Annotated in this window: 16 protein-coding genes; 10 read left to right on the top strand and 6 right to left on the bottom strand. The window is 67.6% G+C overall.

Annotated features, from left to right (window positions below; all coding sequences use genetic code 11):
- Positions 1-22: 22 nt before the first annotated feature.
- The 7 genes from ACTJIL_RS06555 (at position 23) to ACTJIL_RS06525 (ending at position 9,136) form a co-directional block, all read left to right on the top strand.
- Positions 23-1,498 carry an NAD(P)H-hydrate dehydratase gene (locus ACTJIL_RS06555; RefSeq protein ID WP_440754744.1) on the top strand — a complete coding sequence of 492 codons (1,476 nt, stop codon included), beginning with the start codon at positions 23-25 and terminating at the stop codon, positions 1,496-1,498.
- Complete coding sequence (gene tsaE, locus ACTJIL_RS06550; protein WP_440754743.1) at positions 1,495-1,992, top strand: tRNA (adenosine(37)-N6)-threonylcarbamoyltransferase complex ATPase subunit type 1 TsaE; 498 nt, start codon at positions 1,495-1,497, stop codon at positions 1,990-1,992. Before ACTJIL_RS06555 ends, tsaE begins: the two co-directional genes overlap by 4 nt.
- Positions 1,993-2,067: 75 nt before the next feature.
- Complete coding sequence (locus tag ACTJIL_RS06545; RefSeq protein ID WP_440754742.1) at positions 2,068-3,606, top strand: N-acetylmuramoyl-L-alanine amidase; 1,539 nt, start codon at positions 2,068-2,070, stop codon at positions 3,604-3,606.
- Between the two features lie 114 nt (positions 3,607-3,720).
- Positions 3,721-5,547, top strand: coding sequence for a DNA mismatch repair endonuclease MutL (gene mutL / locus ACTJIL_RS06540; protein WP_440754741.1), 1,827 nt, complete (start codon positions 3,721-3,723; stop codon positions 5,545-5,547).
- A 2-nt stretch (positions 5,548-5,549) separates the two neighbouring features.
- On the top strand, positions 5,550-6,491 hold the full coding sequence (locus ACTJIL_RS06535) for a DUF1684 domain-containing protein (RefSeq protein ID WP_440754740.1): 942 nt from the start codon (positions 5,550-5,552) through the stop codon (positions 6,489-6,491).
- Between the two features lie 33 nt (positions 6,492-6,524).
- Positions 6,525-7,541 carry a TraB/GumN family protein gene (locus ACTJIL_RS06530; RefSeq protein WP_440754739.1) on the top strand — a complete coding sequence of 339 codons (1,017 nt, stop codon included), beginning with the start codon at positions 6,525-6,527 and terminating at the stop codon, positions 7,539-7,541.
- Positions 7,538-9,136, top strand: a complete 1,599-nt coding sequence (locus tag ACTJIL_RS06525; protein ID WP_440754738.1) for a sulfotransferase — start codon at positions 7,538-7,540, stop codon at positions 9,134-9,136. Before ACTJIL_RS06530 ends, ACTJIL_RS06525 begins: the two co-directional genes overlap by 4 nt.
- A gap of 4 nt (positions 9,137-9,140) precedes the next feature.
- Here ACTJIL_RS06525 and rnfB read toward each other — a convergent pair whose 3' ends face one another.
- The 5 genes from rnfB to ACTJIL_RS06500 form a co-directional block, all read right to left on the bottom strand.
- On the bottom strand, positions 9,141-9,560 hold the full coding sequence (gene rnfB / locus ACTJIL_RS06520; RefSeq protein ID WP_440754737.1) for an Rnf electron transport complex subunit RnfB: 420 nt from the start codon (positions 9,558-9,560) through the stop codon (positions 9,141-9,143).
- Positions 9,561-9,598: 38 nt separating this feature from the next.
- Positions 9,599-10,189, bottom strand: a complete 591-nt coding sequence (locus ACTJIL_RS06515; RefSeq protein WP_440754736.1) for an HAD family hydrolase — start codon at positions 10,187-10,189, stop codon at positions 9,599-9,601.
- Between the two features lie 20 nt (positions 10,190-10,209).
- The gene (gene metG / locus ACTJIL_RS06510; RefSeq protein WP_440754735.1) at positions 10,210-12,285 is read right to left on the bottom strand and encodes a methionine--tRNA ligase; all 2,076 of its coding nucleotides are present in this window, start codon (positions 12,283-12,285) and stop codon (positions 10,210-10,212) included.
- A gap of 236 nt (positions 12,286-12,521) precedes the next feature.
- Positions 12,522-12,971 carry a DUF2147 domain-containing protein gene (locus tag ACTJIL_RS06505; protein WP_440754734.1) on the bottom strand — a complete coding sequence of 150 codons (450 nt, stop codon included), beginning with the start codon at positions 12,969-12,971 and terminating at the stop codon, positions 12,522-12,524.
- 176 nt (positions 12,972-13,147) lie between these two features.
- Positions 13,148-16,042: a TonB-dependent receptor domain-containing protein gene (locus ACTJIL_RS06500; protein WP_440754733.1), complete on the bottom strand. Its 2,895-nt coding sequence runs from the start codon at positions 16,040-16,042 to the stop codon at positions 13,148-13,150.
- A gap of 235 nt (positions 16,043-16,277) precedes the next feature.
- Here ACTJIL_RS06500 and apbC point away from each other — a divergent pair, with 235 nt between their 5' ends.
- The 3 genes from apbC to ACTJIL_RS06485 all read left to right on the top strand — a co-directional run bounded on the left by apbC (position 16,278) and on the right by ACTJIL_RS06485 (position 18,402).
- Positions 16,278-17,141 carry an iron-sulfur cluster carrier protein ApbC gene (gene apbC, locus ACTJIL_RS06495; protein WP_440754732.1) on the top strand — a complete coding sequence of 288 codons (864 nt, stop codon included), beginning with the start codon at positions 16,278-16,280 and terminating at the stop codon, positions 17,139-17,141.
- Between the two features lie 140 nt (positions 17,142-17,281).
- The gene (dcd, locus tag ACTJIL_RS06490) at positions 17,282-17,851 is read left to right on the top strand and encodes a dCTP deaminase (protein ID WP_440754731.1); all 570 of its coding nucleotides are present in this window, start codon (positions 17,282-17,284) and stop codon (positions 17,849-17,851) included.
- A gap of 77 nt (positions 17,852-17,928) precedes the next feature.
- The gene (locus ACTJIL_RS06485) at positions 17,929-18,402 is read left to right on the top strand and encodes an RDD family protein (protein WP_440754730.1); all 474 of its coding nucleotides are present in this window, start codon (positions 17,929-17,931) and stop codon (positions 18,400-18,402) included.
- Between the two features lie 240 nt (positions 18,403-18,642).
- Here ACTJIL_RS06485 and ACTJIL_RS06480 read toward each other — a convergent pair whose 3' ends face one another.
- Entirely contained in the window at positions 18,643-20,463 is a 1,821-nt protein-coding gene (locus tag ACTJIL_RS06480) for a DUF885 domain-containing protein (RefSeq protein WP_440754729.1), read from the bottom strand.
- Positions 20,464-20,473: the final 10 nt, after the last annotated feature.

Raw genomic sequence — 20,473 nt, 5'->3', positions numbered from 1 at the left:
CGGCAAGTATAGAATCGCGGCGATGAGCGGCTCCTTTCCCCTGTACGACAACGCCGCGCTGCGGCAGGCCGAAAGGCGGGCTGCGTCGCTGGCGGGAGACGATTTCACCCTGATGCAGCGCGCGGGCCTGGCGGCATGGCATTGCGCGCTGGCGTACTGGCCGCAGGCGCAGCGCATCGTCGTTGTCTGCGGTCCTGGCAACAATGGTGGCGACGGTTACGTGCTGGCGCGACATGCACTCGAGGCCGGGCGCGAGGTGCGCGTGCTGCGCCTGCCGGGGCACGCGCCGCGCAGCGAGATGGCAAGGCGCGCCAAGCACGAATACCTCACGGCAGGCGGGCAGGTGGCCGATTTCACCGGTGGAATCGACGCCGCCGACCTGGTCGTCGACGCGCTGTTCGGGATCGGGCTGGGTCGCGCGCCGGACGAGGCGTCTGCGGCGCCGGTGGCCGCGATGAACGATGCCGCCGCACCGGTCCTCTCGCTCGACGTGCCCAGCGGCGTCGATGCCGACACCGGCTGCGTCCCCGGCGTTGCCGTCCGCGCCACGCGCACCCTGCAGTTCCTCGGCGCGCATGCCGGACTGGCGACCGGCGCCGCGCTCGACCACGTGGGCGTGCGCGAGCTCGCCGCGCTGGACGTGGGCGACGACATCCTGCCCGCGAGCGCGGCCGTTGCCGAAGCACTCCACGCCGGCAGCCTGCATGGCTTCCTGCCGCCGCGCCACCGCAACTCGCACAAGGGCGAATCGGGCCGCGTGCTGTGTGTCGGTGGCGATCACGGCAAGGGTGGGGCGGTGATGCTGTGCGCCGAAGCGGCGCTGCGCAGCGGCGCCGGCCTGGTCGACGTTGCCACCCGCGCCGCGCATGTGCCGGCGTTGCTGTCGCGACGGCCGGAGGTGATGGCACACGCGATCGACGCGCCAACAGACCTGCATGATCTGGCCGAACTTGCGGACGTCATCGCGATCGGTCCGGGCCTCGGGCAGGAATCATGGGGAAATGCCTTGTTTTCAGCCTTGATTGGCATCGCCAGGCCACTGGTCATCGATGCCGATGCGCTGAACATCCTGGCGGCGAATCCGCGACAGCTTTCGCCGGATGCCGTGCTGACCCCGCACCCCGGTGAAGCGGCGCGACTGCTCGGCATATCGACGGGCGAAGTGCAGGCCGATCGCCGCGCGAGTGCGAGCGCACTGTGCGAACGCTACAACTGCACGATCGTGCTCAAGGGGGCCGGCACGGTGGTCGCCGCGCCGGGGCGCAGGGCGCGAATCATCGATGCGGGCAATCCCGGCATGGCGGTCGGCGGCATGGGCGACGTGCTCACCGGTGTGATCGCGGCGCTGCGTGCGCAGGGGCTGGAAGCATTCGACGCCGCGTGCTGTGGTGCGCTGCTGCACGGCGCGGCGGGCGATGCCGCGGCCCGTGACGGCGGCGAGCGTGGCCTGCTGCCTTCCGACCTGTTCGCGCCGCTGCGACGGCTGGCCAATCCATGAGCAGGACGACCGTCGAACGCTTCCTGCCCGACGCCGAGGCGACCGACGCGCTGGGCCAGGCGCTGGCGGTCACCCAGCCGGCGCAGGCGGTGGTGTACCTGCATGGCGACTTGGGGGCGGGGAAATCCACGCTGGCGCGTGCATGGCTGCGCGCGCTCGGCGTCCAGGGACCGATCCGCAGCCCCACCTACACGCTGGTCGAGCGCTATCCGATCCCTGGCGGCGAGGCGCTGCATCTGGATCTGTACCGGATCGGCGGCGCCGGGGAGCTGGAATTCCTCGGCCTGGACGAGGCCGGCGCGGCCCTGTGGCTGGTGGAATGGCCCGAACGCGGCACCGGCAGCCTGCCTGCCGCCGACCTGCAGGTCGACCTGCAGGTCCAGGGCGCTGGCAGGGCCGTCCGGCTGCTCGCGATGAGCCCCGCGGGTGATGAATGGGTTAAGCGAATGGAAATTGAGGGTGACTTGCGGCCGCTTCCTGAATCGAACCCGTAGCAAAGGTCGGCAGGCTACGGATTCATAAGGGAAAAGTTGTTGCAAAACTTGCGGCTTGGTGATTGACTAGCCCGCATGCGAGCGAAGGGGATCTCCGTCCAACAAGTCATTCTCGGCCTGGCGCTGCTGGCAGCGCTGTGCTGGAATCTTGCGCACGCCTCTGAAATCAATAACTTGCAAGTATCGGTGGGCGCTACGGGCACCCGCGCCGAAATTGCCCTGGACGCACAGGTCGAGTACAGGATCCTGAGCCTGTCCAATCCGGACCGGCTGGTGGTGGACCTGCCCGGCGTGGACCCGGTGCGCGGCCTGAAGCTGCCAGCGGCGGCGGGCCTGGTGAAGGACGTCCGCACCGGGCATCCGGTACCGGGCACCACCCGCATCGTGTTCGACCTGCACGCGCCCGTGGTGGCGCTGAAGCCGCACTTCGAGCCGGCCGCCGGCGGCACGCGCCTGGTGCTGGAGTGGCCGGGAGACAACACCGGCGATCCGATCGCGCGCATCGCCGCGGCAACGGCTTCGGTCCCGGTCGCGGCCACCAACGCTGCGCCGCCAACAGGTGCCTCCGCGCAGCCGGCTTCGCCGCCGCCGCCCGATCCGGCCATCGCCTCTGCCGCCGCGACCTCGCGGCTGGTGGCCGCCGCCACCACGGCGCCTTCCACGCCGCTCCTGTCGACGCCACCCGCGCCAGCCCCGTCCGGAGCTGTCCCGGCCCAGCCTCCAACGGTGCAGCAAGCGCCCGGCACCGTCGCCACCGGGGTTCCCACCCGGATCGCGACCGGCGTCCCGACCCCGGTGACCGGCGCATCGCAGGTGCCTGCCGATGCCCCCGGCGTCGCGCCGCCACCGCCGCTGGCACGTCGCAGCGGCATGCGGCCGCTGATCGTGGCGATCGATCCCGGCCACGGTGGCCAGGATCCCGGCGCGATCGGCAAGAGCGGCCGCCGCGAGAAGGACGTCACCCTCGCCGTCGGCCGCGAGCTGGCGCGGCAGATCAACGCCACGCCCGGCCTGAAGGCCTACATGACGCGCGACAAGGACGTGTTCATTCCGCTCAACCGGCGCGCGCAGCTGGCGCGCGCGGCCAAGGCCGACATCTTCGTCTCGATCCACGCCGATGCCGCCGAGAACCGCAGCGCATCGGGTGCGTCGGTCTACGTGCTGTCGCTCAAGGGCGCGTCCTCGCAGCGCGCGCGCTGGCTGGCCGACAAGGAAAACTCCGCCGACCTGATCGGCGGGCGCATGCCGCAGTCGGGCAACACGCTGGCCTCGGTGCTGCTCGACCTCACCCAGAGCGGGCACATGAAGGCGTCCGAGGATGCCGCGCGCCACGTGCTCGACAGCCTCGGCGACGTCGGCAACACGCGTCGCGTGGAACGCGCGAACTTCGCCGTGCTGCGCACCGCCGACATGCCATCGATGCTAGTCGAGACCGCCTACATCTCGAACCCGACCGAAGAACGCCTGCTCACCGATCCGGCCTACCAGCGCAAGCTGGCGACCGCGATCCTGCGCGGCGTCGACACCTATTTCCTGCGCCAGCCGCCGCCGGGCACGCTGTATGCCGCGCGCGCTTCGGCCCAGGCCGATTCCGGGGCCGGCGGCAGCCCGTAGCGGGCCCCTCGGACGAGAGCGGCGTAGATCAAGCGTTGTTGCAGTGGGAGCGGCCGAGGTCGCGGCTCCCGTTGCGCCTGCATGCACACGCCACCGGCCGGTATCATTGCCCCGGTGAGCATCCAACAGCTTCCCGACACCCTCATCAACCAGATCGCCGCCGGCGAGGTCGTCGAACGGCCTGCGTCCGTGGTCAAGGAACTGGTCGAGAACGCGCTCGACGCCGGCGCGCGCCGGGTCGACATCGACCTGGAGGAAGGCGGCGTCCGCCTGATCCGCATCCGCGACGACGGCGGCGGCATCGCACCCGACGAATTGCCGCTGGCGGTGTCCCGGCACGCGACCAGCAAGATCGCCTCGCTCGACGACCTCGAAGCGGTCGCCACGCTCGGCTTCCGCGGCGAGGCGCTGCCGTCGATCGCCTCGGTCAGCCGCTTCGTGCTGTCGTCGCGCCGCGAGGACGACGCGCACGGTGCCAGCCTGCAGGTCGACGGCGGCAGTGTCGGCGCGGTGGCACCGAAGCCGCACCCGCGCGGCACGACGGTCGAAGTGCGTGACCTGTTCTACAACGTGCCGGCGCGGCGCAAGTTCCTGCGTGCCGAACGCACTGAACTGGGCCATGTCGAGGAATGGCTGCGCTCGCTGGCGCTCGCGCGCCCGGACGTCGAACTGCGCGTGTCCCACAACGGCAAGCCATCGCGCCGCTACAAGGGCGACGGCCAGTCGGGTCTTCCCGGCATGTCATCCGGCGAGCGCCTCGGCGAGACGCTGGGCGAGGAGTTCGCGAAGCACGCGCTGCGGATCGAACACGAAGGCGCCGGCCTGCGCCTGCACGGCTGGATCGCGCAGCCGGTGTATTCCCGTGCAAGCGCGGACCAGCAGTACCTGTACGTCAACGGCCGCAGCATCCGCGACCGCAGCGTCGCGCACGCGGTGAAGCAGGCCTACGCCGACGTGCTGTTCCACGGCCGCCAGCCGGCCTACGTGTTGTTCCTCGAACTCGACCCCACCCGGGTCGACGTCAACGTGCATCCGGCCAAGCACGAGGTGCGCTTCCGCGATGCGCGGCTGGTGCACGATTTCGTCTATCGCACGCTGCAGGGTGCGCTGGCGGAGACGCGTGCCGGCGCGGGCGTAGCCGTGTCGACCGGCGCTTCCCATCCGGTGGGCACGGACGCCGGCGCGACCGGTTCGCTGCCGCCCTGGGCCACGCGCGCGCCGCAGCCCGACCTGTCGCTGCGCGTCGACGAAGCCCGTTCCGCCTACGCGCAGCTGTATTCGACGCCCGCCACCGCGATTGCGCAGCAGGCGCAGAGTGCGGCCGCGCCGATGCTGCCGCCGGTCGAGGACGAACGCATCCCGCCGCTGGGCTACGCCGTCGCCCAGCTGCACGGCATCTACGTGCTGGCCGAGACCGGCGACGGCCTGATCGTGGTCGACATGCACGCCGCGCACGAGCGCATCGGCTACGAGAAGCTCAAGTCCGCGCACGACGGCGAAGGCCTGCGCACCCAGCCGCTGCTGGTGCCGCAGACGGTGGCTGTCAGCGAGCGCGAAGCCGATGTCGCCGAGCGCGAGGCCGTCACGCTTGCAGACCTTGGCTTCGAGATTTCGCGCACCGGCCCGCAGTCACTGCTGCTGCGCAGCGTGCCGGCGCTGCTCGCCCATGGCGATACCGAAGCACTGCTGCGCGACGTGCTCGCCGACCTGCGCGAACACGGAGAGAGCCTGCGCATCCGCGCCGCGCGCGACGAACTGCTGTCGACCATGGCCTGCCACGGTGCGATCCGCGCCAACCGGCGGCTGACGATTCCCGAGATGAACGCGCTGCTGCGCGAGATGGAAGCCACCGAGCGCTCGGGCCAGTGCAACCACGGCCGCCCGACGTGGGCGCGCTTCACCCTGCCCGAAATCGACCGCTGGTTCCTGCGAGGACGTTGACGATGCGCAAGCAATTCACCCTGGGGCTGGCGCTTGCCGGCTGCGTAATGACCTTTGCCGGCTGCAGCGATTCGCCGCAGGCGCCGGCCGGAGACAAGATGATGCAACCCGATGCAAGTTTCACGGCTGAAGAGAATGCCTGGCGCGCAAAGCGCGATGAAAGCCTGCGCAAGCCCGACGGCTGGACCAGCCTGATCGGCCTGCACTGGATTGAGCTCAAGGCACACTTCATCGGCAGCGATGCGGTCAGCGGCATCCGCTTGGCCAAGGGGCCGCCGAAGCTGGGCCTGCTGCAGCGCGAAGGCGAGCGGATCTTCCTCACCCCCGAAAAAGGCGTGGCGCTGACGCTCGACGGCGAACCCGTCACCGGCCGTGTCGAGCTGTACGACGATCTGTCGGAAACGCCCAGCGTCATCGGCTTCGACGACGGCAAGGGCCTGATCACCCTGATCAAGCGCGATGGTCGCCACGCACTGCGGGTCAAGCATGCCGATGCGGAAACGCGCACCGGATTCGCCGGCCTCGATTACTGGCCGGCCGATCCGTCGTGGAAGGTCGCCGCGAAGTTCGTTCCCAATCCGCCGGGCAAGACCATCGCGGTGGCCGACATCATCGGCTCGATCAACGACGAACCGAGCCCGGGTGCGGTGGAGTTCCAGCGTGACGGCAAGACCTGGCGCATCGACGCGCTGGACGAAGGCGATGGCCGGCTGTTCCTCGTGTTCGCAGACCGCACCAATGGCCACGACAGCTACGGCGCCGGTCGCTTCGTGTACGCCGACAAGCCAGATGCCGACGGCAATGTCGTGGTCGACTTCAACCAGGCCTACAACCCGCCGTGCGCGTTCACCGCGTTCGCGACCTGCCCGCTGCCGCCACCGGAGAACCGCCTCGACCTGGCGGTCACTGCGGGCGAGAAGAAGTACGCCGGGTCGGCGCATTGATCCGTTCCGCCGGCAATCGATAAGGAAACCGGAATGTCGCCATTGCGTTCGTTGTTCTCCTGGCCCCGGCTCGCCGCCGTACTGGTCGTCGCATCGGGCCTTGCGTACGCGCAGGCGCCGCTGGCCGACGCGCCTGAGCCCGTACCTGCACCGGAGGTGGTGTTCGTTCCGCCCAGGGATCCGCCGCTGCCGCTGCTGTGGCGGGTATCCGATGCCGACAACACGGTCTACCTGCTGGGCTCGTTCCACCTGCTCAAGCCGGACGACTATCCGCTGTCGGGCGACGTCAACGACGCGTTCGCGGATGCGGAGGCGGTGTTCTTCGAGCTGCCCCCGGAGGAAATGAACTCGCCGCAGCTTCCGGTGCAGATGATGCAGGCCGCGGTACGCACCGACGGCACCCGTCTGGACGGCCAGCTGCCGCCGGACACTGCCGCACGCCTGCGGGACTGGCAGGCCGCCAACGCCGATACGCTGCAGGCATCCGGGCTGACCCCGGAGCGGATGCAGATGTTCGAGCCGTGGTTCGTGGGCTTGATGATCAGCATGACCGAGATGGGCAAGCAGGGCCTGGATCCGAAGCTCGGCCTCGACCAGCACTTCATCGCCGCCGCCGATTTCGCCGGCAAGCGCACCGGGGGTTTCGAAACCGCCGCGCAGCAGATCGCACTGCTCGACGGCATGGACGCGGACGAGCAACTGCAGTTCATCGACGAGGCGCTGTCGCAGGCCGCCAACGACGACCTCCAGACGCTGCATGCCTACTGGCGCGCGGGTGACGCCGACGCGATCTGGAACGAGATGGGCGACGACATGCGCAACCGCTACCCGAAGCTGTATCGGCACATCAACGTCGAGCGCAACGACGCCTGGGTCCCGAAGATCGAACAGCTGCTGGCGGCGCCAGGAACCGATGACACCCTGGTGGTGGTCGGCGCGCTGCATCTGCTGGGCGACGATGGCGTGGTGGAGAAGCTGCGCGGGAAGGGTTACATCGTCGAGCGCATGTGCTCGGCGTGCGCGGCAGTCCCGCCCGGCCCGGGCCGATGAACGCCACGGCCGGCGGGATCGATCCGCGGGCGTTGTATGCCCGGGCCATCGAAGCGCTCAATCGTCGCGACTGGCCGATGGCACAGCGTCTCGCGGCCGAGGTCGCGCCGCATGCACCGCGACACGGCGGCGTGCATTTTATCGCCGGCGTGGCTGCGCTGCAGATGCAGCAGATTCCACTGGCGCTGGGCCACCTGCAGCGGGCGACCGACTACACCCCGGACCGTGCCGACTATCTTGCGCAATACGCGCGTGCCCTGGCATCGAGCCACCAGTTGCACGAAGCAATCGCGGCGGCCGACAGGGCCATGTCGCTTCCCTGCGAAGACGCGATGACGTTCGACACGCTGGGGGTGGTCTACAGCCGGGCGCAAACGCATGATCGCGCCGCCGAGGCCTTCCGGCGCGCCGCCGAACTGATGCCGGGCCACGCCAACTTCCGGTTCAACATGGCCACCTCGTACGTCTTCCATGGCGACATGGAAGCCGCCGAGCGCGAGTACGAAGCCTGCGTGGCTGCCGATCCAACCTATTGGCGCGCTTACCTGGCGCTGGCGCAGTTGCGGAAACAGACCCGTGAACACAACCACGTGGACAGGATGCTGGCGCTGCTTGCCCGGTATCCGGACGATGCCGAGGCGCAGTTGTACCTGCACATGTCGCTGGCCAAGGAGATGGAGGACTTCGGCGATTACCCGCAGGCGTTCGAGCACTACGCGAAGGGCAAGGGTGCGCAGCGCGCGAAGATGGGCCCGTCGGCAGAGCGTGACGCGGCGACGTTCGCGGCATTGCAGCGCTGGTTCGATCGCCCGCTCGCCGACGCGAAGGGCCATGACAGCGCCGAGCCGATCTTCGTGCTGGGTATGCCGCGCTCCGGCACCACGCTGACCGACCGGATCCTGTCGACCCACAGCCAGGTCGGCTCCGCAGGCGAACTGGTCAACTTCGGCGTCGCCCTGCAGCGGGCCACCGGCCGGCCCGCACGCTCGCTGCTCGACACCATTTCCAGCCTGGATCCCGCGTTCGATGCCTGGGAGGCGCTCGGCAAGGCCTACATCGACAGTACCCGGCCGGCGGGCACGGGCCGCACGCCGCGTTTCGTCGACAAGCTTCCGCACAACTTCCTTTACGCCGGCTTCATTGCGCGAGCGCTGCCGAAGGCGAAGATCGTCTGCCTGCGTCGCGACCCGATGGACACCTGCCTGAGCAACTTCCGGCAGTTGTTCGCGCCGGACCTGCCGAACTACGCCTATTCGCTCGACCTGCTCGACACGGGTCGCTACTACCTGCTGTTCGACCGATTGATGGCGTTCTGGCGACACCAGATGCCGGGGCGGATCCTGGAGCTTCGCTATGAAGCGCTGGTCGACGACCAGGAAAACGCCACGCGCGGATTGCTCGATTTCTGCGGCCTGCCGTGGGAGGACGCCTGCCTGCGCTTCGAGGACAACCAGTCGCCGGTGGCCACGGCCAGTGCGGTGCAGGTGCGCTCGGGCATGAACCGCGGTTCGGTACAGCGCTGGAAGCGTTACGGCGACAAGCTCGACCCGCTGCGGCAACTGCTGGTCGACGGCGGGATCACCGTCGACGACTGAGTGCTCATCCGGAAGGCAGCATCACGATGCAGTCGACCGGGCAGGCCGGCACGCACAGTTCGCAGCCGGTGCACAGATCTTCGACCACCACGTGCATCAGCTTCGATGCGCCGATGATGGCGTCGACCGGGCAGACCTGGATGCATTTGGTGCAGCCGATGCAGTCGGCCTCCACCACCAGCGCGACCTGCGGCGGCCTGTGTTCGCCGCGACTGCGGTCATAGGGCCGCGGCGCCACGCCCAGTACCCGTGCCAGCGCACGCGCGCCGGCATCGCCGCCGGGCGGGCAGCGCTCGACGCCGGCCTCGCCTGCGGCCATGGCTTCCGCATACGGCCGGCAGCCGTCGAAACCGCACTGGCCGCATTGGGTCTGCGGCAGGAGGCGGTCGAGGCGGTTGGCGAGGGCTTCGATGGCGGTTGGCATGCTTCGTCGGTGCAGGAGGCGTACGCGCCGGTGGGTGCTCAGGCGATCTGGCGGCCGCGGTACCAGCGATGGTGCGCCAGCGCCAGCATGCCGCAGTCCTCGCGGCTGTCGCCGTAGGCATGGATCCGCGGCCACGCATCCACATCGTAGCGTGCGCGGATGCGGGCGACCTTGTCGCTGCCACAGTCGCCCTGGTGGTAGCGTCCTGTCAGCTTGCCGTCCCGGCTTTCGAGCCGGTTGCAGATCAGTTCGAGCCCGTGGCGTTCGCACCAGGGCCGGAGGTAGGCGTCCAACGATCCGGACACCACGACCACGGTATCGCCGCGAGCCTGGTGCGCGTCGATGCGGTGCATCATCTCCGCGCGCAGGACCTGCGGTAGGGCCTGCGCGGCATAGCGTGCGCCTTCGGCCTCGATTTCCTCCGCCGGTCTCCCGGTGAAAGCCAACCGCGTGACCCGCGCACGGATGCCGGCCGCCGGAACGATGCCTACGCGGTAGCCGGCCAGCCACGGCCCGACTTTCCATTTCGCATGTGACAACTGCCGCGGCGTCGCAATCCGGCGCAGGAAGCCGCTGTAGGTGTCGACCGTGGTGATCGTGTGGTCGAAGTCAAACAGCGCGAGGTGCATGGGATGCCGGATTGGCGCCTTCAGCGGACCGGCATTCCCGGTTGCGCGCCTTCATCGACGGCCAGCAGCGCAAGCTGCCCGGCGTCGAAGCCGGCCGACAGGATCATGCCTTCGCTCAGGCCGAAACGCATCTTGCGCGGCGCCAGGTTGGCGATGAACACGACATTGCGGCCCACCAGCGCCTCTGGCTCGCCATAGCTGGCGCGGATACCGGAAAAGATCTGCCGCTTGCCCAGTTCGCCGGCATCGAGTTCGAAGCGCAGCAGCTTGTCGGAGCCGTCGACGAATTCGCAGGTCAGCACCTTGCCCACGCGCAGGTCGAGCTTGGCGAAGTCGTCGATGCCGATGAAACCGTCGCCTGCAGGAGCGGTTTCAGTCGCGGACTTTTCCTTCTTTGGCGCAACGGTGGCGGCAGCCGAAGTCGTTCCCGCGCTACCCACAGGCTTGAGGTCTTCCTTGCTGGTTTCGGTCATGGCGGCAATCTGTTTCGGGTCGATGCGGGTGAACAGCGGGCTGTAGGGGCGGATGGCACGGTCGAGCAGGGGAGCGTCGAGATCACGCCAGGCCGCCAGCGGCGCATCCAGGAATTCCTCGATGCTGCGCGCCATGGCCGGCAGCACGGGCCGCAGCGCGCCGGCGAGCACGCGGAACAGGTTCAGCCCCTGCGTGCATACCGCCTGCAGGTCCGCGTCGGCGCCTTCCTGCTTGGCCAGCACCCACGGCTTGCGTTCGTCGATGTAGCGGTTGGCTTCGTCGGCTAGGGCCATTGCCAGGCGCAGGACGGTGGCCGGTTCGTTGCGTTCGTACGCATCGCGGATCGGGCCGAGCGCGGCAACGAAGCGCGCATACGTGTCAGGTTCCGGCAGTGCAGAGGCGAGGCGGCCGTCGAAACGCTTTTCGATGAAGCCGGCGCAGCGGCTGGCGAGGTTGACGAACTTGCCGACCACGTCCGAGTTCACCCGCGCGACGAAGTCCGACAGGTTGAGGTCGAGATCGTCCACCCCGCCCGAGGACTTGGCCGCGTAGTAATAGCGCAACGCCTCGGCCGGCAGGCCGCTGTCGAGGTAGGTGCGTGCCATCACGAAGGTGCCGCGCGACTTCGACATCTTGGCGCCGTCGACGGTCAGGTAGCCGTTCACGTGCAGGCGCGTGGGCACGCGCATGCCGGCGCCGCGCAGCACCGCGGGCCAGAACAGGCCGTGGAAGTTGACGATGTCCTTGCCGATGAAATGGTGCAGTTCGGCTTCGCTGCCGGGCGCCATGTACTCGAAGAAATCCGCGCCGTTGCGCTCGCATAGCGCCTGGAAACTGCTGAGATAGCCGATCGGCGCGTCCAGCCAGACGTACAGGAACTTGCCCGGATGGCCGGGGATCTCGAAGCCGAAGTACGGCGCGTCGCGGGAGATGTCCCAGGCGCGCAGACCGCCTTCGCCGTCCAGCCACTCCTGCAGCTTGGCCTTAACCCCGGGCACGGCCACGTCGCCGGCCAGCCATTCACGCAGGAAGGCCTCGAACTGGCCGACTTCGAAAAAGAAATGCTCCGACTCGCGCAGCTCCGGCGTCGCGCCGCTGACCACCGAGTAAGGCGACTTGAGCTCGGTCGGCGAATAGGTCGCGCCGCAGTGCTCGCAGTTGTCGCCGTACTGGTCCGGCGTGCCGCAGTTAGGGCAGATGCCCTTGACGTAGCGGTCGGGCAGGAACATGCCGCGCACCGGGTCGTAAAGCTGCGCGACCGAGCGCCGCGAGATATGGCCGTTGTTGTCGAGCTTGCCGTAGATCGCCTCGGTCAGCGTGCGGTTGCCGGCCGAATGGGTGGAATCGTAGTGGTCGAAGGCGACGCCGAAGGCGGCGAAGTCACGCTCATGCCCGGCCTGCACGGCGGCGATGAACTGCTCCGGCGTGGTGCCGGCCTTTTCCGCGGCCAGCATGATCGGCGTGCCGTGGGTGTCGTCGGCGCAGACGAAGTGCGCGGTTCCGCCCGCCATTCGCCGTGCGCGTACCCAGATGTCGGCCTGGATGTAGCCCACCAGGTGGCCCAGGTGCAGCGGACCGTTGGCGTAGGGCAGGGCGCTGGTGACGAGGGCATTGCGGGGCATGGCGGTCGTGGTTTCGGGCGGCCGGTGATTATCGCATGGGGGTGTAGGGGCCACGGCGACCCTGGTGCCCTTGTAGGAGCGGCTTCAGCCGCGAGCTCTTCTTCGAGTCATCGATCACGGCCGCTGTCCCAGAAGCTCGCGGCTGAAGCCGCTCCTACAAGGATGGGAAGACGGAGCCCGAAACAAAACGCCCCGGCCAAGGCCGGGGCGCACGATTGCACCAGGAGTGTCGAGCCTTACTCGCGCACCCACACCTGCTGCCGGCAGATGAAGGCGATGCAGCCGGACATGCCGAGCTTCTTGCCGCCTTCGAGCAATTCGACCTTGGACTTGTAGGTCTTGCCCTTGGCGGGGTCGAGCACGGTGCCACCGCTCCACTCGTCGCCGTCCTTCTTCAGGCCCCACAGGATCGTCATGCCTTTCACCGGCTTGTCCTTGTTGGCGCCCTTGCACTTGTCGCAGGTCGGGTTCGGGCCGCGGTCGGACTGCAGGATCTCCACGACCTTGCCCTGCAGCGTGCCGTTTGCCGACTGGGTGATCTCGACGATCGACTTCACCTTGCCGGTTTCGTCGTCGATGGTCTTCCAGCGGCCGGTGGGCGATGCCGGATCCTGGGCGGCGACAGACATCGGGAGCAGTGCCGACGCGGCGAGCAAACACAGCCAGAGCTTTGAATTGATTCGCATGGGATCCCTCCAGGGATGCTTGGTGTCCGACGGATGAACGGTCTGTCCGTCGCGGATTTATACCGCATTTTCCACCGGGGCCAGTCGGTTCCGGGCTCGTGGTTTGGAAGCGGTTATGAAAAAAGCCCCGTCCATGGACGGGGCTTTGCATTGCATTGACTACGCGTGAGCTGCGATCAGCGGCTGGTGCCGAAGTCGTAGCGCATCTCCATGTAGAACGACCGGCCCATGCCGCTGTACAGGAAGTTGTTGTACGGCACAGAACTGGTGCCCGGGTAGTTGCGGGCCTGGAAGTCCGGCAGCTTGTTGGTCACGTTGTTGACCTGCAGGGACAGCCGCAGGTTCTCGAGTGCCTGGTAGTCGATGCCGAGGTTGTAGGTATTGTAAGCGCCCCACTTGCCGGCCTTTTCACCGGAAGAGTGCACGTAGCTCGGATCATCGGTTGCTGCCGCCAGGTAGTTCCAGCTCGGCCCGAGCTGGTTGGCATAGAGCGTGGTGGTCCACTTGCTGATCGACCAGCTCACTGCGGCGTCGGCCTTGTACTTCGGGCCGGCATCGTAGGCCCAGTTGGCGGCGGGGCGGTTCATGAGGTCGATCTCGGGCTCGTCAGGCGCCGTTTGCAGCGTGTGCTTGCGGGTCTGGGTGTAGTTCACCGAGAACGCGAAATCGCCGAAGTTGTCCGTATTCAGGCCGTACTTGGCGGTTGCGGTGAAGACCTCGAGATTCTGGCGTGCGATGTTCACCTGTGGGGTATAGACCGAAACCAGGTTGCCACCGGCGCCGCGCTCCACCCACGCAGCGACGTTCTCGCACGACGTGATGCCCGGGCTGGGCAGGTTGTTGCGGCAGTAGTATTCCTGCAGCAGCACCTGGTTGGCCGAGAGCTGTGCCACTTCGTCCGAGATGTCCCAGTTGAAGTAGTCGACGCTGAACGACAGGTTGCTCATCGGCGAGAACACCACGCCCGCGCTCCAGACGTCGGCGTTGATCGGATCGAGTTCGGTGTTGCCGGACTGGGTGCCGAAGTACTGCACGCTGTCGTAGGAGCAACCATCGGTGTCGGCCGGATCGTAGCCGCCGTTGTCCGGCATGCCGCAGCGGTAGTAGTCGGTGGCGTAGCTGTAGAAGCCACTGAGGCCCTGGAACATGTTCGACAAGGTCGGCGCCTTGAACGCGGTGCCGTACTTGCCGCGCAGCAGCAGGCTGTCGATCGGGCGGAATTCCAGGCCCGCGCTCCAGGTCGGCTTGTCGATGGTGCGGCCGCCGGCCTTGAACGAGTCGTATCGTGCGGACAGCGATGCCGTCAGCATGTCGACGATCGGCATGCGAAGTTCACCCATCGCGGCGTAGCGCGTGCGATGGCCGGCGCCGGTGACGTCGGTCGAACCCCAGATGTCGCCGTTCAGGAAGCCCGGGTCGGGAGCGTAGTCCCAGCCTTCGTTGCCGGCTTCGATCGCCACCGCCATGCCTGCATCGCCGCCCGGCAGAGAGAACAGTCCGGTGTTGGTCACCTGTGCGCGGAAGACGTTGTCCCAGGTCCTGGCCTTGGAAATCGCATAGCCGGTGAAGTTGGCGAAGTCCTCCGCCGAGAGATCCATGCTGTAGAACGCGGCATAGTCGGGGTGGAAGACCGGGTAATAGTTGAAGTACGGGTCGACGCCGTCCTGCGGACCAAGCACGTGTTCGTCGAAGTAGCCGTTGATCTTGTCCGCCCAGCGAACGAACGAGCGGTCGGTGTACTTCGACTCGTTGCGGGTGACGCTCGCGTCGTAGTCCCAGTTCTCCCCGAACGTACCGCGCAGGCCGAACGCGACCTGGTAGTTGTTCGTGGTGATCTTGTTCATGATGTCCTTGTAGCCTTCGCCGCCGATGTCTTCGGGCGTGAAGACTCGCTGAAGGTTGATCAGGCCATCGTAGTCGGGGTCGTAGAAATACCCGTACTTGGTGCCCGTACCCCACCAGGTGTAGTTGCTGCCGGTGGCGTACTGGGTTGCCTCGTGGCTGTAGAGCACGTCGCCGTACAGCTGCATGTTGTCGTTGAGGTCGAAGGTGCCGTGCCCGTAGGCCTGGCCGCTCATCTTGCCGTTGCGGATGGTGCGCCAGCCCGGCGAGTACATCGAGCCGCAGTACGTGCCCGAGCCGGGACGGAACTGCACCTGCTCGGTGCCACCGAACTGGTCGGTCACCCTGGAGCAATTGTCGGCCGCGTCCGGGAACACGTAGCCGAAATCGCCCAGACCCATCGTGCCGATGTTCCGGTAGCCGTAGACCAGGTAATCGCGCGGCGCCACGGGGGCCGAGTAGCCGTTCTGGTTCATCGAATCGGTCAGGTCACGCTGGTAGCCCCAGATCGGGTCCTTCTCTTCGTACTGCAGGCCGAGCACGCCATTGAACCGGTCATTGGCGGCCGAGAAACCGGACGACAGGCTGATGCGCGTGCTGGAGCCGCCACCGCCGGTATACGCGCCGCCGCGGACCCGCAGCGAGGTGCCGTCGATGTTCTTCTTGAGGATGATGTTCACCACGCCGGCCAGCGCGTCCGAACCGTACAGCGACGACGCGCCGCCGGGGAGGATCTCGACGCGGTCGATCAGGTCGATCGGCAGGCCGCTGATGCTGTTGAACACGTCAGAGCCGTTGTACAGCGCCGGGTAATTGGCCATCGGGCGGCCGTCGATCAGGTACTTGGTGTAGCCCGGCGAGAGGCCGAACATGCTCACCGCTTCGGCGCCCTGGGTGAACGAGGCCGAGGTCTCGCCGCCCTGGATGCCGCCGCTCGCGAAGCTGTTCTGCTGCAGGATGTCGGCGACGCTGGTGAAGCCGCGCGCGTGGATGTCCTCGGCAGTGATGGTCATGACCGGCGTAACGGTCTCGAGCTGGCTTTGCGGGATCAGCGAGCCGGTGACGACGACCTTGTCGAGCGTCTTGGCCTTGACCTCGGACTCATCCGGGGTGGCGGTCGCCGCATCCTGCGCGAGCGCGGATCCGGTGAGCGGCAGGGCCAATGCGACGAACAGCGCGGCACTCAGCCGGCTGCGGGCGGGCGATGCGGTCTTGCGTGGTGACATCATGGTTCCCCCAAAATTATGAGCAAAAACAATGCCTTTCCGGCATTGGTCCGGATTTCAGATAGCGCCGGGTCATCCCCAAAGTGAAAGTAACATGAACCTAACAACATTTGTCACGTGGGTTTAATGGGGAGGGCGGTCGGTTCTCCGGCCCGTGCGAGGTCGGGGCCGGCGCCGCGGCAGCCACCGGGGAAGGGGGCGGTAAACTCCGTGACCCGTCGTTGAAGGAGCCAGCTGCTTGAACACTCCCAGGAGGGTCAGCGCCCACGCCGTCCAGCCCAACCTCAGCCCGCTGCCGCGGGTGCGCAACATCATCGCCATCGGTTCGGGCAAGGGCGGGGTCGGCAAGTCGACCACGGCCGTCAACCTGGCCCTGGCGCTGGCCGCGGAGGGTGCGCGGGTCGGGGTGCTGGATGCCGATGTGTATGGCCCGAGCATCCCGACGATGCTCGGCCTGTCGGGCCGGCCGGACAGCCCCGACGGGAAGTCGATCGAGCCGATGCGGGCGCACGGGATCGAGGCGATGTCGATCGGGCTGCTGGTCGAGCAGGAAACGCCGATGATCTGGCGCGGGCCGATGGCGACCTCGGCGCTCACCCAGCTGCTGGGCGAGACCCTGTGGGGCGGCGACGGTGGTGAACTGGATTACCTGCTCATCGACCTGCCGCCGGGAACCGGCGACATCCAGCTGACCCTGGCGCAGAAGATTCCCGTGGCCGGCGCGGTGATCGTGACCACGCCGCAGGACGTGGCCACGCTGGATGCGAAGAAGGCGCTGAAGATGTTCGAGAAGGTGCAGGTGCCGGTGCTGGGCCTGGTCGAGAACATGGCCGTGCACGTATGCACGAACTGCGGCCACGCCGAGCACATCTTCGGCCAGGGCGGCGGCGAACGGATGGCGGCGAAGTACGGCGTGCCGCTGCTGGGGTCGCTGCCGCTGGAGATTGCGATCCGCGAACAGGGCGACGCCGGTACCCCGATTGTCGCGGCCGCGCCCGGTTCGACCGCGGCCGAGGCCTACCGGCAGCTGGCCCGCAACGTCATCGCCGAACTGGACAAGCGCCCGCGCGCGGCGATGCCGATCGCATCGTCGCTGGTGTAGGTCGGGCTACTACGCCCCCGACGGCTTTCCAGTGACACTTCGACCGTATCCCGGCATGCCGACAACCTCGTCGGGGCCGTGGCCCCGACCTACAATGCGCGGCTTCGGCCGCTGGCCGCTGATTCGATGGAAATCACCCTATGAGCATCAAGAGCGACCGCTGGATCCGCCGCATGGCCGAACAGCACGGCATGGTCGAGCCGTTCGAGCCCGGCCAGGTCAAGCACGCCGCCGATGGCCACCGCATCGTCAGCTACGGCACCTCCAGCTACGGCTACGACGTGCGCTGCTCGCGCGAGTTCAAGATCTTCACCAACATCAACTCCACCATCGTCGACCCCAAGGCGTTCGACCCGGGCAGCTTCGTCGACCTGGAATCCGACGTGTGCATCATCCCGCCGAACTCCTTCGCCCTGGCGCGGACGGTGGAGTTCTTCCGCATCCCGCGCGACGTGCTGGTGGTGTGCCTGGGCAAGAGCACCTACGCCCGCTGCGGGATCATCGTCAACGTGACCCCGCTCGAGCCCGAGTGGGAGGGCCACGTGACCCTGGAGTTCTCCAACACCACCCCGCTGCCGGCCAAGATCTACGCCGGCGAGGGCGTGGCGCAGATGCTGTTCTTCCAGTCCGACGAGGTATGCGAAACTTCCTACAAGGACCGCGGCGGCAAGTACCAGGGGCAGACAGGGGTGACATTGCCGCGTACCTGAACCACGTAATCCAAACCAACCAGGCAGAGGGGAGACAGATGGACGAGCAGAATCCTTATCGCGGGCCGGATGCCGCAGTGGCTGAATTTTCTTCGGGCGACGAATTGGCCGGCCGCTGGGCGCGGCTGGGCGCGGCGATCATCGACGGCATCATCATGCTGGCGGTCGTCATGCCGGTGATGTACATGGGCGGGTACATGCAGGCCGCCACGGCTGCGGCGCAAGCCGGGGAGCAGGTGCCCTTCGGCACCACGCTGATGTGGGCGGTGATCGGTTTCGTGATCTTTGTCGTCGTGCAGGGCTTCCCGCTCAATGCGACCGGGCAAACCTGGGGCAAGAAGGCGCTCAAGATCAAGATCGTGGACCTTGCCGGCAACAAGCCTCCGCTGGGTCGCCTGCTGGGCCTGCGCTACCTGCCCATCCAGGTCGCCAGCAACGTCCCGATGATCGGGCCGGTGCTCGCGCTGGTCGACGTGCTGCTGATCTTCCGCAACGACCGCCGCTGCGGCCATGACCTGATCGCCGGCACCCGCGTGGTGCACGTGGACTGAGTCGGACGCATGTCGCATACCATGAAGCCCCGGGGTTCGAATCCCGGGGCTTCGTCGTTCAAGGGCACGCCAGGCCCCACGTACCTTCCGCCGCGCAGCGTGCACGCGCCATGCGCCTTGTCCTTGGCTTTCGTCCTTGCAGGAGCGGCTTCAGCCGCGAGCTCTTCGCCGGGTCAACGATGCCTCATCGAAAAGCTCGCGGCTGAAGCCGCTCCTACAGGGGCAGTCATCTGGAAGTCGCTAGTTCGACGAGAGCGGCGTCGCGCCCATCCCCGGCGGCTGCCACAGCTTCGCCTCCGGCTTGCCGCCCATCATCTGCGCGCGCACCAGTGGCACCGGCGGGCCGCCGTAGCTGAGGAACTGGTCGTGGAACGCCCGCCACGCGCTGCGACCGCCGCGGGTTGAAGTCCAGTCCTCGCGCAGCTGCATGATCATCAGCTTGCCCATCGTGTAGTTGAGGTAGGCCGGGTCGTAAGTGCCGCGCGCGGCCTGCTGGCGCGCATTACCGGGATCCTGGAAGGCCTTGTCCCTGAACATCTGTTCCGACTGCGCCACGGTCATGCCGCCGGTGTGCAGGCCGATCGCGGAGAGGTAGCGCACGTCGCGCAGCAGCGCGTTGCTGAGCTGGCCGATGTGGACCTCCGGCGTGGCACCGTCTAGGCCGGCGTCGAACATCATCTCCTCGGCGTAGTGCGCCCAGCCTTCGGCGAACGCGTAGCCGACGAACAGCTGGCCGAACTTCCAGTCGGCGCGGTTGGAGTGCAGGAACTGCAGGAAATGCCCCGGCCAGACCTCGTGCGCCGAGGTGAACAGCAGGTCGTCCTCACCGGGCACGTACGCGTCCTGTTCGGCCTTTGGCCACGTCGGGTCGGGCGGGGCGATGTAGTACACCGACGGCAGATTTTTCTCGTACGGGCCGGGGATCTCGATGTAGGCGAAGTTCCAGCGGTTGAACGGTGGCGCTTCGGCAACCTGCGCCTGCTCGTTGCCCGGGATGCTGACCAGGTCCTTGTCGAGGATGAACTGGCGCAGCCCGGCGAGCTGCTTGCGCGCGCCTTCCACCGCGCCGCCCTCGGGCTTGTCGGCGTTGGCCTTGTCCACGCAGGCCTGCAGCGATTGCCCCGTGGCGAACTGTTCGCAGGCGGACTTGAGCGACGCCAGGTTGCGCGCCAGGTCGGCCTCGCCGATCGACTTCAACCGGTCCAGCGGGATGTCGACGCGTTCGGTGGCCGACAGCATCCGCGAGAACTTGTCCGCGCCGAGGGCGAAGTCCTGCGTGGCAGCGGGTTTCAGCGTGGCGAACCAGTCCGCCATGTCCTGCGCGGCCTTGGTCGCGGCGGCGTTGCTGGCCTTGAAGCGCGCCTGCAGCGCTGCGTCGTCGACCCCCGCGAAGATCGCCGGCACCGAGTCGCGGAAGAACTCCGCGTAGCCCTTGAAGGTGTTGGCGCCGAGGTCGACGTAGGTCGCCGGCAGCGGTGGTTTCAGGTTGCCGCGGATCTGTTCGATCGCCTTGGGCAGCGCTTCCTGGTACTGCACGAACGCGGCCATGCGCTGCGGCAGCGGCGCGTACTCCCGCGTCAGGTACATGCTCGGCGACAGGTCGCCGGTGTACAGCGCGGGGTTCTTGTGCGCAAAACCCGACTCTTCGAGCCAGAACAGCTGCGCGTCGATCACCGCCAGCACGTAGTCGCGCTGGAAGCGCTGGGTCTTGTCGAGCCCGGGCTTGCCTGGCGCGGCGTCGGCGAAGGCGGCGATGGTGTCGCGCTGCGCGTGCAGCCAGCCGATGGTGGACTGCATCGATTCGGGGCTGTAGTCGGGCAGCCGGCCGTCGAACTCGTGCTTGCCTGCGTTGGCGGCGAAGACCGGGAAGAACTCGAAGTACTGCTCGATGAAACCGTCGACGGCCGGCTGCCACGCGGCGTCGCCGGCGGTGCTTGCGGCGTCCTGCTGCGCGGGGGGTGGCGACGACGCGTCGGGTTGCGGCGATGGCTGGCGATCGCAGCCGGCGAGCAGCGCGACGGACAGGGCGGCGGACAGGGCGAGGGCCGGGAACTGGCGCATGGGCAACTCC

Origin of the sequence: Luteimonas sp. 22616 (assembly GCF_052044325.1) — a bacterium.
GTDB lineage: Bacteria > Pseudomonadota > Gammaproteobacteria > Xanthomonadales > Xanthomonadaceae > Luteimonas.
This window is presented reverse-complemented; position numbering and strand designations above follow the sequence as displayed.

What these genes read in the sequence shown, in the direction of transcription:
- ACTJIL_RS06555 (WP_440754744.1), top strand. Translation starts at nt 23, where the DNA reads ATGAGCGGCTCCTTTCCCCTGTACGACAACGCCGCGCTGCGGCAGGCC.
- tsaE (WP_440754743.1), top strand. Translation starts at nt 1,495, where the DNA reads ATGAGCAGGACGACCGTCGAACGCTTCCTGCCCGACGCCGAGGCGACC.
- ACTJIL_RS06545 (WP_440754742.1), top strand. Translation starts at nt 2,068, where the DNA reads ATGCGAGCGAAGGGGATCTCCGTCCAACAAGTCATTCTCGGCCTGGCG.
- ACTJIL_RS06535 (WP_440754740.1), top strand. Translation starts at nt 5,550, where the DNA reads ATGCGCAAGCAATTCACCCTGGGGCTGGCGCTTGCCGGCTGCGTAATG.
- ACTJIL_RS06530 (WP_440754739.1), top strand. Translation starts at nt 6,525, where the DNA reads ATGTCGCCATTGCGTTCGTTGTTCTCCTGGCCCCGGCTCGCCGCCGTA.
- ACTJIL_RS06525 (WP_440754738.1), top strand. Translation starts at nt 7,538, where the DNA reads ATGAACGCCACGGCCGGCGGGATCGATCCGCGGGCGTTGTATGCCCGG.
- rnfB (WP_440754737.1), bottom strand. Translation starts at nt 9,560, where the DNA reads ATGCCAACCGCCATCGAAGCCCTCGCCAACCGCCTCGACCGCCTCCTG.
- ACTJIL_RS06515 (WP_440754736.1), bottom strand. Translation starts at nt 10,189, where the DNA reads ATGCACCTCGCGCTGTTTGACTTCGACCACACGATCACCACGGTCGAC.
- metG (WP_440754735.1), bottom strand. Translation starts at nt 12,285, where the DNA reads ATGCCCCGCAATGCCCTCGTCACCAGCGCCCTGCCCTACGCCAACGGT.
- ACTJIL_RS06505 (WP_440754734.1), bottom strand. Translation starts at nt 12,971, where the DNA reads ATGCGAATCAATTCAAAGCTCTGGCTGTGTTTGCTCGCCGCGTCGGCA.
- ACTJIL_RS06500 (WP_440754733.1), bottom strand. Translation starts at nt 16,042, where the DNA reads ATGATGTCACCACGCAAGACCGCATCGCCCGCCCGCAGCCGGCTGAGT.
- dcd (WP_440754731.1), top strand. Translation starts at nt 17,282, where the DNA reads ATGAGCATCAAGAGCGACCGCTGGATCCGCCGCATGGCCGAACAGCAC.
- ACTJIL_RS06480 (WP_440754729.1), bottom strand. Translation starts at nt 20,463, where the DNA reads ATGCGCCAGTTCCCGGCCCTCGCCCTGTCCGCCGCCCTGTCCGTCGCG.